16 protein-coding genes and 1 tRNA gene are annotated in these 14,869 nt (G+C 55.5%); 5 read left to right on the top strand and 12 right to left on the bottom strand.

Annotated elements, in window-relative coordinates:
- Positions 1 to 34 precede the first annotated feature (34 nt).
- Together GRI35_RS08680 and GRI35_RS08675 are read right to left on the bottom strand one after the other, a co-directional pair.
- Positions 35 to 319, bottom strand: a complete 285-nt coding sequence (locus GRI35_RS08680; protein ID WP_160613791.1) for a hypothetical protein — start codon at positions 317 to 319, stop codon at positions 35 to 37.
- Positions 320 to 385: 66 nt separating this feature from the next.
- Positions 386 to 1,768 carry a helix-turn-helix domain-containing protein gene (locus GRI35_RS08675; RefSeq protein WP_160613790.1) on the bottom strand — a complete coding sequence of 461 codons (1,383 nt, stop codon included), beginning with the start codon at positions 1,766 to 1,768 and terminating at the stop codon, positions 386 to 388.
- A gap of 146 nt (positions 1,769 to 1,914) precedes the next feature.
- On the opposite strand from GRI35_RS08675, the gene GRI35_RS08670 reads away from it, so the two are divergent.
- The 3 genes from GRI35_RS08670 (at position 1,915) to GRI35_RS08665 (ending at position 4,389) form a co-directional block, all read left to right on the top strand.
- The gene (locus GRI35_RS08670; protein ID WP_160613789.1) at positions 1,915 to 3,513 is read left to right on the top strand and encodes an isocitrate lyase; all 1,599 of its coding nucleotides are present in this window, start codon (positions 1,915 to 1,917) and stop codon (positions 3,511 to 3,513) included.
- A gap of 30 nt (positions 3,514 to 3,543) precedes the next feature.
- Positions 3,544 to 3,717 (top strand): hypothetical protein, encoded by a 174-nt coding sequence (locus GRI35_RS13720; protein ID WP_202390533.1) that lies wholly within the window; start codon positions 3,544 to 3,546, stop codon positions 3,715 to 3,717.
- Between the two features lie 150 nt (positions 3,718 to 3,867).
- Positions 3,868 to 4,389 (top strand): hypothetical protein, encoded by a 522-nt coding sequence (locus GRI35_RS08665; protein ID WP_160613788.1) that lies wholly within the window; start codon positions 3,868 to 3,870, stop codon positions 4,387 to 4,389.
- Positions 4,390 to 4,395: 6 nt separating this feature from the next.
- Here GRI35_RS08665 and GRI35_RS08660 read toward each other — a convergent pair whose 3' ends face one another.
- The 6 genes from GRI35_RS08660 to efp form a co-directional block, all read right to left on the bottom strand.
- Positions 4,396 to 5,724, bottom strand: a complete 1,329-nt coding sequence (locus GRI35_RS08660) for an amidohydrolase (protein WP_160613787.1) — start codon at positions 5,722 to 5,724, stop codon at positions 4,396 to 4,398.
- 41 nt (positions 5,725 to 5,765) lie between these two features.
- Positions 5,766 to 7,565 (bottom strand): SLC13 family permease, encoded by a 1,800-nt coding sequence (locus tag GRI35_RS08655; RefSeq protein WP_328598432.1) that lies wholly within the window; start codon positions 7,563 to 7,565, stop codon positions 5,766 to 5,768.
- A gap of 132 nt (positions 7,566 to 7,697) precedes the next feature.
- Positions 7,698 to 7,782, bottom strand: a tRNA-Leu gene (locus GRI35_RS08650).
- An 89-nt stretch (positions 7,783 to 7,871) separates the two neighbouring features.
- The gene (locus tag GRI35_RS08645; RefSeq protein WP_160613785.1) at positions 7,872 to 8,693 is read right to left on the bottom strand and encodes an inositol monophosphatase family protein; all 822 of its coding nucleotides are present in this window, start codon (positions 8,691 to 8,693) and stop codon (positions 7,872 to 7,874) included.
- Positions 8,694 to 8,717: 24 nt separating this feature from the next.
- The gene (locus tag GRI35_RS08640) at positions 8,718 to 9,068 is read right to left on the bottom strand and encodes a hypothetical protein (RefSeq protein WP_160613784.1); all 351 of its coding nucleotides are present in this window, start codon (positions 9,066 to 9,068) and stop codon (positions 8,718 to 8,720) included.
- 26 nt (positions 9,069 to 9,094) lie between these two features.
- Complete coding sequence (gene efp / locus GRI35_RS08635; RefSeq protein ID WP_160613783.1) at positions 9,095 to 9,658, bottom strand: elongation factor P; 564 nt, start codon at positions 9,656 to 9,658, stop codon at positions 9,095 to 9,097.
- Positions 9,659 to 9,788: 130 nt separating this feature from the next.
- On the opposite strand from efp, the gene GRI35_RS08630 reads away from it, so the two are divergent.
- Entirely contained in the window at positions 9,789 to 10,169 is a 381-nt protein-coding gene (locus GRI35_RS08630) for an elongation factor P (protein ID WP_235900172.1), read from the top strand.
- Here the strand turns inward: GRI35_RS08630 and thiE are convergent, their stop codons facing one another.
- Together thiE and GRI35_RS08620 are read right to left on the bottom strand one after the other, a co-directional pair.
- Complete coding sequence (thiE, locus tag GRI35_RS08625) at positions 10,170 to 10,802, bottom strand: thiamine phosphate synthase (RefSeq protein ID WP_160613782.1); 633 nt, start codon at positions 10,800 to 10,802, stop codon at positions 10,170 to 10,172.
- 43 nt (positions 10,803 to 10,845) lie between these two features.
- Positions 10,846 to 11,739 carry a fructose bisphosphate aldolase gene (locus GRI35_RS08620; protein ID WP_160613781.1) on the bottom strand — a complete coding sequence of 298 codons (894 nt, stop codon included), beginning with the start codon at positions 11,737 to 11,739 and terminating at the stop codon, positions 10,846 to 10,848.
- A gap of 143 nt (positions 11,740 to 11,882) precedes the next feature.
- Here GRI35_RS08620 and GRI35_RS08615 point away from each other — a divergent pair, with 143 nt between their 5' ends.
- Positions 11,883 to 12,638 carry a flavodoxin family protein gene (locus GRI35_RS08615; RefSeq protein ID WP_160613780.1) on the top strand — a complete coding sequence of 252 codons (756 nt, stop codon included), beginning with the start codon at positions 11,883 to 11,885 and terminating at the stop codon, positions 12,636 to 12,638.
- 2 nt (positions 12,639 to 12,640) lie between these two features.
- On the opposite strand, the gene GRI35_RS08610 is transcribed toward GRI35_RS08615, so the two are convergent.
- Positions 12,641 to 13,840, bottom strand: coding sequence for a phosphoglycerate kinase (locus GRI35_RS08610; protein ID WP_160613779.1), 1,200 nt, complete (start codon positions 13,838 to 13,840; stop codon positions 12,641 to 12,643).
- A gap of 10 nt (positions 13,841 to 13,850) precedes the next feature.
- The gene (gene gap / locus GRI35_RS08605) at positions 13,851 to 14,858 is read right to left on the bottom strand and encodes a type I glyceraldehyde-3-phosphate dehydrogenase (RefSeq protein WP_160613778.1); all 1,008 of its coding nucleotides are present in this window, start codon (positions 14,856 to 14,858) and stop codon (positions 13,851 to 13,853) included.
- Positions 14,859 to 14,869: the final 11 nt, after the last annotated feature.

The raw sequence follows: 14,869 nt of genomic DNA, 5'->3' as shown, positions 1-14,869 counted from the left end.
CGGCTTGTCTTCATTGATAGCGGTGTAAAGCGGCCTACTCGTTGTTGGTCACTGTGTCGGCAACTTCCTCAACCGCATCGCCAGCCTGCTCCGCAGCATTACCGACTTGTTCTGCAGCATCGGCAATTGCACCATCTTTGGCCATTTCAGCGCCACCCATTTGGCTCAAAAAATATATTCCGGCGATTACGGCAATCAGCAATACAACCAAAAACACCCAGCCCTTGGACCCACTGCCGGATTCGTCAGTTCGGATCACAGTTTCGGTATGCGTGTTCCCATCAGGTGTTTTAGTCGTGGTCGTGCGTTCTTCGGTCATAAATGCCTCCTATGCCGCGAAAACGATACTATGCGGCGCTAGTTCCAAAAAAACTATCGCGAATCTCTAATCCCGACCGAATTGAAACGGCGTAACACCGCGCACAATATTATCAAAACTGAGCTGTGCACCCCGGGGCGGTAAGGAACGCTGCGTACAGCCCGGCCTATGGCACCGCGCGCAGCCCAGCCCTATCGGATCAGCATCTTCAACGGCCAAATTCACCCCTCTCGCCTGCGCCAGATCTGCCGCAAGTTTCGCTTCCAAACCCAACACGAGTACGAACCGTGCTTCCCCGCTAGCTCCGCTGCCTTCGACGGTTCTGGAAATCGTAAACCAATGGTCCGGCCCGGCGTCGACACCCTGCGCAACGACGGCCTGTACACAAAGATGGCCAGGACGCTCGAAAGCATGGTTTGCGACCCATAACGGGCAACTCATTTCGCTTTCGAGTAAAGTCGCCGCGCTGGCTCCGGCAAACCTCTTTGAGAATTGTCCTGCCCGATCGAGGCGCGCCATGAAAAATGGCAGGCCGCGTTGGCCCACTCGCTGAAGCGTGGTGAGCCGATGGCCCAATTGCTCAAAACTGACGCCAAACCGCCTGCGCAGGATCGGTAGATCATAGTTTGTCGCCTCGCATGCCCGCAAAAAACGGGAATAGGGCATGAGCAAGGCTGCTGCGAAATAGCCTACCAAATGCCGCTCGAACAGCTTGCGTGCCGCTTCGTCGGAGAACTGTGCGCCGGCGGCGACACTGCTGATCTCTTTCTGATACTCCAGCTGGCCAATCTGACTGGCAATCTGGAAGTTGCGCGATGCGGGCGTGAGCATTTCCGACAATTGGAGTTGGCGCGCGTGCAGATCGAGCCGGCGGATTGCATCGGGCATGATTTCCCGCGGCAGGATACGAATGGCGAGTTGATGTTTTTCTCTCAATCGCTCTGCAAGACCGACACCGGGATCGCTATGCGACAACCGGACTTCATCGGCGAGCTTTTCCGCCAGCATATCCAGATCGGCATAGTGATTGCGCCAGCGTTCAATTTCGAAACGGGCCTGAGCAATCGGGTCCTCACCTACCGCGGCGCCCGCCCCCGCACTATCATAGAGCCGCGCAAAGGCGGCGGCGGCTTGCGGGGCAGCGGCAAGGAACTCGGCAATTTCATCACGATCAATTTCAAAATCTGAAAATCGCTCATCGGCAAAACGCCGGGCCAGACCATCTACTCCGCCAATGGACTCGTGCTCGCGCAGACGGCGCGGATCGAAATCGAACTGGTCAACGACTTGAAAGACCACCCGCGCCGATAAGGGCCGCTGGTTTCGCTCGATGAGATTGAGGTAGCTCGCGGATATAGACAAACGCGTGGCCATGGCGGCTTGGGTAAGCCCTTCCTTCTTTCGAAGCCGCCGTATTGCCGGCCCGGCGAATAGCGCACCATCGGTCATTTTGTAACTTTCTTTACAACATTACAGATTCACATGCCATTACTCGTTCGGTCAGACAAGATCTTTTGTAAGTTTCTCTGTGAAATTGCACACTATGCTTCCAAAAGCGTGGTCAAGGCCTTCTGCCTCCCCATTGGAGAATCACTATGACTTACCAAGCCAAAATTGGCGCATTGAACGAAACCATCAACGGCGCAGGCTCGCCGTGGAACGCTATCGATGCTGAAACTGCGGCACGCATGCAGCTGCAAAACCGCTTCAATACCGGCATCGATATCGCGAAGTACACCGCGAAAATTATGCGCGACGACATGGACGCTTATGATGCCGATCCAGCGAACTACACCCAGTCGCTGGGTTGCTGGCATGGCTTTATCGCCCAGCAGAAGATGATTTCAATCAAGAAACACTTCGGCAGCACGAAACAGCGTTACCTCTATCTTTCTGGCTGGATGGTCGCCGCGCTTCGCAGCGAGTTTGGCCCCCTGCCCGACCAGTCGATGCATGAAAAGACCAGCGTTCCGGCGCTGATCGAGGAACTTTATACCTTCCTTAAGCAGGCTGATGCGCGGGAGCTGGGCGGAATGTTCAAGGAATTGGACGCCGCCCGCGACGCTGGTGATGAAGTCGAAGCAAAGCGTATCGAGCACGCAATTGACAATTACGAGACTCATGTGGTTCCCATCATCGCCGATATCGATGCTGGTTTCGGCAATGCCGAGGCGACATACCTGCTCGCCAAGAAAATGATCGAAGCGGGTGCCTGCGCGCTACAAATCGAAAATCAGGTTTCGGACGAGAAGCAATGCGGCCACCAGGACGGCAAGGTTACCGTTCCGCACGAGGACTTCCTCCAGAAGATCCGTGCAATCCGTTACGCGTTTCTTGAACTTGGCGTGGAAGACGGCATCATCGTTGCCCGAACAGACTCGCTCGGCGCTGGTCTTACCAAACAAATCGCAGTTACCAAGGAAGAGGGCGACCTAGGCGACCAATATAACAGCTTCCTCGATTGCGAAGAGATCGATCCGTCGGACATTCAGAACGGCGATGTGTTCCTGAGCCGCGAGGGCAAGCTGCTTCGTCCGAAGAGGCTGCCATCGAACCTGTTCCAGTTCCGCGCGGGAACCGGCGAAGATCGTTGTGTACTCGACAGCATCACCTCGCTCCAGAACGGTGCAGACCTGCTATGGATCGAAACCGAGAAGCCGCATATCGGCCAGATCGGCGGTATGGTTGACCGCATCCGTGAAGTGATCCCCAATGCGAAATTGGTGTATAACAACTCGCCAAGCTTCAACTGGACACTCAACTTCCGCCAGCAAGTCTATGATACATGGGCTGAAGCCGGCAAGGATGTGTCGGGTTACGACCGCGATGGTCTGATGAGTGTCGATTATGACGACACCGATCTGGCCATTGAAGCTGATGAGAAAATCCGCACCTTCCAGCGCGATGCCGCTGCTCAGGCCGGTATTTTCCACCACCTGATTACTCTGCCGACTTATCACACGGCGGCGCTCAGCACTGACAATCTCGCCAAAGAATATTTTGGCGACGAAGGTATGCTCGGCTACGTCAAAGGCGTCCAACGCAAGGAAATCCGCGAGGGTATAGCCTGCGTGAAGCACCAGAATATGTCAGGCAGCGATATTGGTGACGATCACAAAGAAGCCTTTGCCGGTGAAGCAGCCCTCAAAGCTGGCGGTGCCAATAACACAATGAACCAGTTCGCGGCTGCATAATCGCCGCTCGGAATTTCAAGGAGAGAATCCATGACCGATACAGAAACTAAGCCGACTGAACCGGGTCGCGCCCGTGCATTGCTTTCGACAGCAGATTTCCGTCTGCTCCGGACCGCATTGGCCAGCCATGCCAAGACCACTGATGACCGCGAAGAGCTCGCGAAAATCAACGCTCTGCACCACCGGCTCGGTACGTACAGCTAAACCGATATAAAGGTCTCCTGGGGAGGAGAATACGGCCGTCGGGGTTCCCTGCCCCGGCGGCCGTAAATGCATCTGCAGCACAGTCGCGGCAACGGTTTGCTAACCACGTCGTATGGCACGTGGTTAACGTCTCTTAGCTAAGGCGTGAGAATGGCACGTTCCCAATCCATGATAGTGTTCGATGCAAAAATGTATCGCCACTTCGCAATTGTCACAGTCGCGTTGACCGCGGCAATCGCGCTGTTTGCCGACGGCGAAAAACGCGCCATAGTTACTGAAACAGCGGTCGCTGCTCAGGAATATGTGGAGGAGGTCGATCTTGGCACCCCAAAGCTTGTGATCCGCAACGCCAATGCGGGCGGACCCTCACCCGGACTGGCCGGGTTCTACAGCGATGTCGGACAGAATATCTATGGAACAGGCTTTGCGACAGGCAGTAGCCACGAAACGCAGCGTTATGCCAAACTGGTCAAATCCATAACTGACGAACAACTCGCACAATTAGGGTTGACCAAAGAACAGTTCCTAGCCCTTTCCGACAATGAAAAAACGGAAATTCTCGCCAAGTTAAACAATGGCGTAAGTCCAATCGTCAGCGAAAGCGTTGTCAAAAACTCCAGCGCAGAATCGCTTCGCCGCTCAGGTCGAAGCGGCCAGAGCGCCGACTACTGACGCTCACTACCCGCCCATCTTTGGTGCCAGAATATCCAGCGTAGCCGCCGTCATTGCTTCGGTCGCAGTAGAGACGATCTTCTCAGCATCGGGCGCCCAGAACGGACTGTGCAGTGACGGTAAATCCACCTCGCCAGCTTGAGCCTTGGCGAAATCCTCGGCCGGAACTCCGCCAACCCAGAAAATCAGCGATTTGATATTGTCAGGATCGGCGCGCAGATACTGACCGAAATCCTCGCCGCCCATAACCGAAGGAACTTTCCTCACACGCTCTTCACCAAAACGCTCTCGAAATCCAGCCATGACCTCTTCGGTGAACTCAGGCGAGTTGTAAGTCGCCGGGGTATAAGGATCCTGCACAGTCACGGTCGGCATCTTGTCCTCGGGCATGCCCGCCGCAATCGCCTCGCCTTTTGCGATCCGGGCAATGCCGTCGAGCAGCAGCTTGCGCGATTCGTCCGTGTAGGAACGCACCGTGATTTGCAGCTTGGCCTCATCTGAAATGATGTTGTGCTTGGCACCTGCCCGAAAACTGCCAACCGTGACTACTGCCGGATCCAGCGGGCTGCTCTCCCGGCTTACAAGCGTCTGCAGCTTCATTACGATCGCGCTACCGAGCACTACCGGGTCTTTTGTCGTATGCGGATATGCGCCGTGACCGCCGATGCCGGGAATAGTGATGTCGACGCTATCGACATTCGCCAGTGCGAAACCTGGTGAATAGCCGATCATCCCTGCCGGAAATTGTGCAGCGTCGTGAAAGCCAAGGACGTAGTCAGGTTTGGGAAAGCGTTCGAACAGGCCATCTTCCAGCATTGCCAAAGCTCCTTCACCAAGCTCTTCCGCGGGCTGAAGAATCATCACCAATGTACCGGACCATTCATCCTTGCGTTCGCTCAACAGCTGCGCAGCGCCGATCCATGCGGTCATATGGGTGTCGTGACCGCAGGCGTGCATTACGCCCGTTTCAACGCCTGATGCAGGAATAGCAGTCCGTTTGGATGCGAAGGGAAGCCCGGTTTGCTCGACGACTGGCAGACCATCCATATCTGCGCGCAGCATAACTATTGGGCCCTCGCCATTGCGCATAACGGCAACCACGCCTGTTTGGCCGACCTGCTCGGTGACCTCAAAGCCCATTGCGCGGACCCGCTTGGCCAGTTTTGCTGCGGTTTCCACCTCTTGGAAACTCAGTTCGGGATTCGCGTGAAGGTCGCGATAAAGCTCCATCAAATCTGGCATATCGCCGGTAACAGCTTCGCGTAGTTCGTTGGCCTGCACCGAAGAAGAGAGTGCCACCAGCGCGGCACCGGTTGCCAGAATTTTTTTGAACATGATTCTCTCTCTCCCGGCGGCCAACTACCGCCCAAATCGAATTACATACCGTATGACATCACCAGCAAGATCGACAATGTCGTCACCATCAAAATCACCAATGGAACACCCGTTCGAATGTAATCCTTAAACTCATAGCTACCCTCTGCCATAATTAGCATATTGGTCTGATAAGCAATCGGTGTAGCGTAGCAGAGATTGCAGCCGAACAGGACGGCCAAAATAAGGGGCTCAGGTGGCAGGCCAAGCTGCGCGGCAATGCTAAACGCGATTGGGGTACCCACCGTTGCGGCAGTCGCGTTTGACGCAAAGTTGGTCAGCAAAGTCACGAACAGCATGATTGCGGCCAAGACGGCGGCCGCTGGCAAATGCTGGAGTCCCATCGACATCAGCTGCCCGAGCCACTCTGCCGCACCGCTTTCCAGAATGATCCGCCCGATAGCGATGCTTGCTGCCACCAGTACAATGACCTTGGCCGATAACGCGCGACCAACCCGGTCAAACTTCACACAACCGGTCAAGAACATCAGGATCGCGCCGGCAAGCGCCGAAATCGCGATTGGCATCTTGAGCAGGTAAAACCCCTCAGAACCATAGAACGGAATACCTACAGAAGCGGTTGCAATCGCACCGAACATAATCCCGCCAGCGAGCACGGCCTTTGACCGGCGCGGCAATTCGCGCGCTCCGTCGAGCACCAGAAGGCTGTCGCTACGCGCAAACTCGCGCAGATCTTCAGGAAGGCCCATAACAAGAAGAACATCGCCCTCTATGATGCGCAAGTCGCCGCCGCCGCTATATTGCCGCTTCTCGCCAAGCAGACGCTCGGGCCGGTGAATACCGAGCACGGCAACCCCGTACAGGTCCGCAATGCCCGATGTTGGCAAACTGCGGCCGATCAAGCGCGAGTCTGCCGTAACCGTCATCTCGACAACATTGATGTCCTGGCGAGTTTCGACCGAGCGCCGATGGATGCGGTCTGTTACCCATGTCGGCGCCATTTCGCCTTGGAGCACGCGCATCACATCTTCCAAATCCTGATGTGTCCCGGATAAACTCAGTTGCTGCTCTTGCTGAATCACTCCTTCGGGCGCGTTTTCGAAACGGATGCCTTTGGGCAGTTTGGGCAAGATTGCAGCAATGTCTTTCCCGACCAGATCGCTGTCGGATCCAATCCGCAAGCGGCTGTAGAAACGCCGCACGGTGTCCTCTGATTCAACGCGATTGTCACCGAGCAGCCGCGGCATAACCAGCCACAGATACGGCAACGCTACAAGCGCCGCGATCAAAACTATGGGAGTGTAGTGGAAGACACCCATCGGCGGCATGCCCAGATCGACCGCAATCGACACAACCAAGATATTGGTCGACGTGCCGATCGTAGTAGCCATTCCGCCAATCAGAACCGCAGCGTTCAGCGGGATCAGCGTTTTCGAGGCTGGCATCGCGCCCTTATTGGCCAAGGCAACGAATATCGGCAGCAACAGCACCAGCACTGGCGTATCATTCACCGCCATGGACAGAAAGAAGGCAATCAGCAGCGAGACCAGAAGACCAAGCTGAAGATTGATCTTGAACACGCCTTCAAGGAAACGCGCAGCCGGCTCGAGCGCGCCGGTCACTACCAACCCGCGGCCCATAATCATCAGCGCACAAATCGTAATGAGCGCATAATGGCCGAAGCCCGAGAATGCGAGCGTCAGTCCGTCGGTGGGCTTAGTCCCCTCTAGCGGGAAGAAATACAGCCCAACCGCAATCACCGCGATGGTCAGAAGCGAGACAATTTCGGTCGACAAGCGACCGCGCGCGAAGGCGATAAACATCGCGATCGTGACTGCCATCGCTGCTATTGCGTGAAATGATGGAAGGGCCGTCATCGTTGCGATGCTGAATCTCAAAGGATGGGCAGAAACACAAGCGATTTTCGCTCAATAACGAATACAGACCGCATTTATTTCAGATGAAGGTAAATATGGTGCCCCTGGTCCGACTCGAACGGACACTCCGTTAGGAACTCGATTTTGAGTCGAGCGCGTCTACCAATTCCACCACAGGGGCATCCCGTGCTGTATTCGCTTTTGCAAGCTGGCGCGGCTTAGCGGCGCTTTGCTCTGGCTTCAAGCACGCATTTTCTTACTTTGGCCACGCTATTTTTTCAGAGCGCCTGCCAGCAATTTATGCATCTTAGAATGCAGTGCATCATTGGCGGCGAGAACCTGCTTGGAATGGATCGGTTCAGAGCGGCCGCGATAGTCGCTGATGAAACCGCCGGCTTCACGAACCAGCAGGCAGCCTGCTGCGGTATCCCAATCATTCAAACCGCTTTCCCAGAACCCATCATAGCGACCGGCCGCAAGCCAGGCCAGATCGAGTGAAGCAGCACCATTACGGCGGATACCCGCGACCTGCGGACCAATCGCATTGAAAACTTTGCTCCACTCCGCGAAATCACCATGTCCCTGAAAGGGGATGCCAGTCGAGATCAAGGCATCACTAAGGCTGCGGCGAGCGGAAACCCGCAGACGCGCATCTTGCAGCCACGCCCCGCGGTTTTTCTCTGCCCAGAACGTCTCGTCGGTCACGGGGTTATAGACCACCGCCCCGATGACATCTCCCCAGCCTTGGCCACCGGGCTTAGGCTCCTGGGCGGCAATCGAAATCGCGAAATGCGGGATGCCATGCAAAAAATTACTGGTGCCGTCGAGTGGGTCGATTATCCAGCGCGGCATATCAGGCGCACCTTCGATCACTCCGGCTTCTTCCAGTACAAAGCCCCAATCAGGGCGTACTTCCAGCAACTCGTCATACAGCGTGCGTTCGGACCGCATGTCCGCCTTGGACACGAAGTCTGCTGGGCCCTTTCGACTCACTTGAAGATGTTCGACTTCGCCGAAATCGCGGCGGAGACGGTGACCGGCTTTGCGCGCGGCGCGTTCCATCACGCGGATCAGGCCCGATAATGCTGCCATGTCTAATTCCTAAGTTGCCGCGCGTCAGTCCAGAGCGATCTGGATAGATTTCGCGGTCAATTCAATTTCGCCCCAACCGCTTGAAAGAAAGGCGTATTCACCTTCAAACTGGGCTGAGTATATATCACTAAGATCGACGTCACCCCCTTCGGCGGGCTTTGCCTTCTTTAGGCGGAGATCGTCCATATCGGCAAAGCGGATGAAGCCTTGTTTGTAACACCCCTCATCGGTTTCCGACTGCTCATAAGCGGGATGATCCTCCAGCAAATGGAAATCCATTTCCAGCGTCAATGACTCATCGTCATAGATTACGCCAAGAATATAGCTGGTCTCCATCTCGATCCCGGCCAGTTTTGGATGTTTGCCATCTGCCATTGCAAATTCCCCTAAAGGATGTGGGTTTAGCTTACCTTACCAACGTAAGTCCGCTCATACACATCGACAATCACACGCGTACCCGCTTCGATATGTGGCGGAACCATTACCCGTACACCATTGTCAAGAACAGCAGGTTTGTAGCTGGATGAGGCAGTTTGTCCCTTCACCACCGCGTCCGCTTCTACGATTTCGGCTTCAATTTGGTCTGGTAGGGCTACGCTAATCGGCTTCTCTTCCCACAGCTCAAGCGTTACTTGCATACCGTCCTGCAAGAACTCCTTGGCATCGCCAAGTAGATCGGATTCGAGATTGATCTGCTCGTAGGTATCTCCGTCCATGAAAACCAACAGCTCGCCGTCTTCGTAGAGATATTGAAATTCTTTCGTATCCAGACGGACTTTCTCAACGGTATCCGCACTACGAAAACGGACATTGGTTTTGCGGCCGTCCTGAAGGTTCTTCATTTCAACCTGCATATACGCGCCGCCTTTACCGGGCTGGGTGTGCTGGATCTTGGCGACCTTCCAGATACCGCCTTCATATTCAATGATGTTGCCGGGACGAATGTCCACGCCGCTGATTTTCATGGTTCAAAGAGCCTTGTAATGGGAACACGTATCGTCAAGCGATGCGCCGAACTGCGCCCTTAGCCGAGCAGTCAGCAACGGGCAAGGTGGCTGGCGCTATCGCTATAATTTCCCTATCGGAATAGCCGACATGACTATCAAGCCAATTCTGCCGTCCGCAATTTTATTAATCGCCTGCTCATTCACGGCAATGCCTGCCAGTTCTCAAGACCGGATGGGGCGATTAGGCACGCTCCCGCACGGGTTCTACGTCTGCTCGCTACCGGGCGACGCCGGAGGCGCGGCATGGATCGATCTGCCAGATAAGAACTTCACGATCAGCAACGCCTCGACCTATCGCAATGCTGAGGGCGCAGGCACTTATTTGCTGACAGGCAAACGCGTGACATTCACTGGGGGCCCGCTCAAAGGCATGCGGTTTGACCGCACCGGCAAATCCAAGCTGCAATGGATAGCGAATGACGGCAAGCCGGGCCGCATTCGCTGCGTCAGACGCGGAGGATCGGGTTAGTTACCCGGTCAGCTTATCAGCGAAAGCCTTGATCCCAGCGACCTCGTCACCGTTCCAAACAGAACCGGATACGGCGATAAAGTCGGCACCCGCTTCGACAATCGGGCCGCAATTATCAGGTGTGATCCCGCCGATCGCCACGCTGGGTATCTCGAACAATCCGCTCCAGAATTCGAGCAGTTCGATCTCGGCGGTATGCTCAATCTCTTTGGTCGTGCTAGGGTAAAAGGCTCCGAATGCCACATAATCCGCGCCTTGCTCGCCAGCTTCCATCGCTAGATGACGGCTGCCGTGACACGTCACACCAATCTGCGCTTCATGGCCCAACTCTTCGCGTGCATCTTTCACAGACCCGTCCGATTGGCCAAGATGCACACCATCAGCACCCAAACGCTTTGCAAGCGCCACACTGTCATTGACGATGAATGCTACTTCATGCGCCGCGCAAATGTCTTGCAGCGGTGCGGCAAGCTCGGCCGCCTCGTGCTGACCTAGCCCCTTCACTCGGAACTGAAAAGCCGTGACCGGCCCGCCTACAGCCAATGCTCGCTCCAAACGCGCGGGAAAATCTCCGCTGACATCAAGCGGCGAAATCAGGTAAATCTGGGTCGGCACGCGGCTGTTATCGGACATGACAGCGGCTTAGAGCTTTGCACCAACGCCGCCAAGCACAAGATTAGCCAGCGATTGATGCAGCGTGAATTTCATCGATTGCGCTCGACAGAGCAGCATCAAATTCCTGATCGTCCATTTGCGCACGCAGCTCTTCTAGCAAAGCGCGGCTGAAACTAGCGATCATGCCGGTGTTCTTGGCAAGTTCACGCACCGCCTCCTCCCGAGAATAACCGCCCGACAGCGCCACAACGCGCAGCACTTTGGGGTGATCAACAAGCGGTTGGTACAGGTTCGGCTTGGCCGGAATGGTCAGCTTCAGCATTACCTGCTGATCGTCACCAAGCCGGTCCAATTGCTCCTGCATGCTTGTAAGAAGCATTTCCTCTGCTTCCGCCCGGCTCTCGCTGGAGAGCGAAGCTTCCGGCTCCAGGATCGGCATCAAGCCATTATCCAGAATGCGCAGACCAAAATCCATCTGCTGGCGGACATTGGCCGCGACCCCGTCTGCATTAGCTTCGTGAATGACCGAGCGCATCTTGGTGCCGTAGACGCCAAGCTCTTTGCCGCGAGCGCACAGCTCGTCGAGGCGCGGCATGTCTTTCATCAATTGAACACCGTTTTCCGCTTCATGCATGCCCGCATCGACTTTTAGGAAGGGCACGATCCCTCGATTTGAAAGCTGTGTCGGGACTGGCGTACCATCGTCGGTGCAGCCATTCATGGTTTTCTCGAACAGGATCGCCCCAACCACTTTGTTGCCATTGAAACTGGGCGAAGTTACAATCCGGCAGCGCATTTGGTGGATTTTGGCAAACATCTCTTCGTCGCCCGAATACTCGCTCTCTTCGACGCCGTAGCCTTTCAACGCCTTGGGCGTTGACCCACCAGACTGATCAAGTGCGGCAATAAATCCTTGGCCAGCAGCCATCTTGGCGGTCATTTCAGCGGTATTCATGCGTGCTATCCTGCTTTAGTGCATACGAATGCGTATCAAGTCTGTGCGGCGCTTTACCGAGCGAAATTGGCCTTCGCAACCGCCTCTCGGCCCTATTGCACGATTGCTGTGCGGCAAAAGCAAATCAACAAGGAGACCGCCCAATGTTAGATGCCGTCCAAGAAAAACTCTGCGATGAAAATAAAACCGATTTCAGCGATATAAATGCACTGTTGTTAAACTGCACGCTGAAACCATCCCCCGGCGGGTCGCACACCGACAAGCTGCTTGGCATTGTCGAGACAATCATGGTTCGCAATCAAGTACAGGTAGAACGTGTACGCCCTGTAGATTTTACAATTGCCCCAGGTGTCTATCCCGATATGACCCAGCACGGTGCAGACAGGGACGATTGGCCGGAAATCTGGGAGAAGGTCGAAGCGGCTGACATTCTCATCCTCGGATCGCCAATTTGGCTCGGCGAAAAATCATCAGTCTGTCAACGTGTGATTGAGAGGCTCTACGCGCACTCTGGCAAAACCAATGATAGGGGCCAATACGCATTTTACGGGAAAGTCGGCGGCTGCATGGTCACCGGGAATGAAGACGGCATCAAGCATGTCGCCATGGGTGTGCTGTACTCGCTGCAGCACGTTGGCTACACTATTCCGCCACAAGCGGATGCGGGTTGGATCGGCGAAGCCGGACCGGGGCCGTCCTATGGCGATCAGCTAGACGATGGCAGCTATGCCGGCTTTGATAACGACTTCACCCGCCGCAACACAACCTTTGCAACTTGGAATATGATGCATCTCGCACGAATGCTAAAAGACGCCGGCGGCATTCCCGCGCACGGTAACTCAACCGACCTATGGAAAGAAGGCCGCCGTTTCGACGCGCCGAACCCTGACTATCGGTGAACTCAGCCCCTAAGCGCCGCCACACCCGGTAGTACCTTGCCCTCCATCCATTCAAGGAAAGCGCCGCCAGCGGTTGAAATATAAGAGAAATCATCAGCAGCACCGGCATGATTGAGCGCAGCGACAGTATCTCCGCCGCCCGCAACCGAAACCAGCGATCCTTCGGCGCTCAGTGCAGCGGCGGTTTTCGCCAGAGCCACTGTCGCTGCATCGAATGGCTCGGTCTCGAAAGCACCCATCGGGCCATTCCAAACCAGCGTATGACAGGTTTTCAAGACGTCAGCTAACGCCTCAACAGCTTGTGGTCCTACATCCAGAATCATTTCATTTTCAGCGACTTCATGGACGTTGCAAATACGAAGACTAGGCGGGTTGGCGGTGAACTCTTGCGACACGACGACGTCATAAGGCAGATGCACCGTGCAGCCGCTAGAGTCAGCTGCTTCCATAATCGCATTCGCAGTATCGGTCAGATTATGCTCGCACAGCGATTTGCCAACATCGATCCCGCGTCCGGCGAGAAACGTATTGGCCATTCCGCCGCCGATAATCAGATGCTGGACCTTGCCGACCAGGTGCTCGAGCACAGCCAGTTTAGAGGACACTTTCGCACCGCCCACCACCGCCGCGACGGGCTGTTCGGGCATCTCGAGTGCGGACGCAAGCGCCTTGAGCTCTTTCTCCATCGCCCTGCCGGCGTAAGAAGGCAGGATCTTTGCCACGCCGACTGTACTAGCATGCGCGCGGTGTGCTGCTGAGAAGGCGTCGTTGACGAAGAAATCGCCATTGGCAGCAATACCTGCAGCAAAATCAGCATCATTCGCCTCTTCGCCAGCCCAGAAGCGGCTGTTCTCTAGCAAGCCAATGTCACCATTGCGCAGGATACCGATTGATTGTTCGACCACAGGTCCTTGGATCTCCGGGATAAACATCACTTCGCGGCCCAGCACCTCCTCGACTGCATCAAGCGTCATGCTGACTGACATGGTCGAGTTACGTTGCCCTTTCGGACGACCAAAGTGAGCCAGCAGCAATACTTTCGCGCCCGCCTCCGCGAGTTCGAGGATTGTCGGTGCCGAAGCCTCGACGCGGGTCGTGTCGGTAACCGAACCGCCGTTCATCGGAAGATTCAGATCAACGCGGACGAGCGCAACTTTGCCAGTTACATCTCCAAGATCATCCAGAGTACGAAAGCTGCTCATCTACCGCTCCTTAGAGCATTCCTGCCATCACACCGGCGGTGTCGATCATACGATTGGAGAAGCCCCATTCATTGTCATACCAACTGACAACGCGGCAAAGTTTGCCTTCCATGACCGAGGTTTCAAGGCTGTCGATAGTCGAGCTGGCCGGATAGTGGTTGAAATCGCTGCTCACGAGCGGCTGATCGGTGTAATCGAGAACACCTTTCATCGGACCATCCGCAGCCGCCTTCAAAGCAGCATTCAACTCCTCTGCCGTCGTATCGCGGCCTGGCGTGAACACCAGATCGACCAGTGAGACGTTCGGTGTCGGTACACGGACAGAGCTGCCGTCCAACTTGCCTGCGAGTTCTGGAAGAACCAGACCAACCGCGCGTGCAGCACCGGTCGTCGTCGGGATCATATTCTGCGCACCACCGCGAGCGCGGCGCATGTCACCATGCATCTGATCGAGCATACGTTGATCATTGGTGTAGCTGTGGATCGTGGTCATGAAACCGCGCTCGATACCGACAAGATCATTCAAGACCTTTGCGACTGGCGAAAGGCAATTTGTGGTACAAGATGCATTAGAAACAATGACATCGCTTGACGTCAGGACGTCATGGTTGACTCCATACACGATTGTCGCACTAACATTTTTTGCCGGAGCGGAGATCAAAACGCGCTTTGCGCCCGCCGCTAGGTGAGGCTCGGCGGCCTCGTGCGACTGGAAGAAACCGGTGCATTCCAGAACAATATCCACACCCATCGCGGCGTGTGGGAGATTGCCGGGGTCACGCTCTGACGTCACAGCGATTTTCTTGCCGTTGACTGTAATGCTGTCATCGCTTGCGCTGACTTCGCCGGGAAAGCGGCCATGTGTAGAGTCATATTGGAACAAGAGCGCGTTCGCTTTGGCATCTGCCAGATCGTTGATTGCGACCAGTTCCAAGTCATGATCGCTGCGTTCTAGAATCGCACGCGCTACAAGACGCCCGATGCGTCCAAAACCGTTGATGGCTACCTTCGTCGTCATGGGAATTACTC

Source organism: Pontixanthobacter aestiaquae, assembly GCF_009827455.1.
GTDB lineage: Bacteria > Pseudomonadota > Alphaproteobacteria > Sphingomonadales > Sphingomonadaceae > Pontixanthobacter > Pontixanthobacter aestiaquae.
The sequence above is the reverse complement of the archived record's forward strand: the minus strand, read 5'-3'. Positions and strand labels throughout refer to the sequence as shown.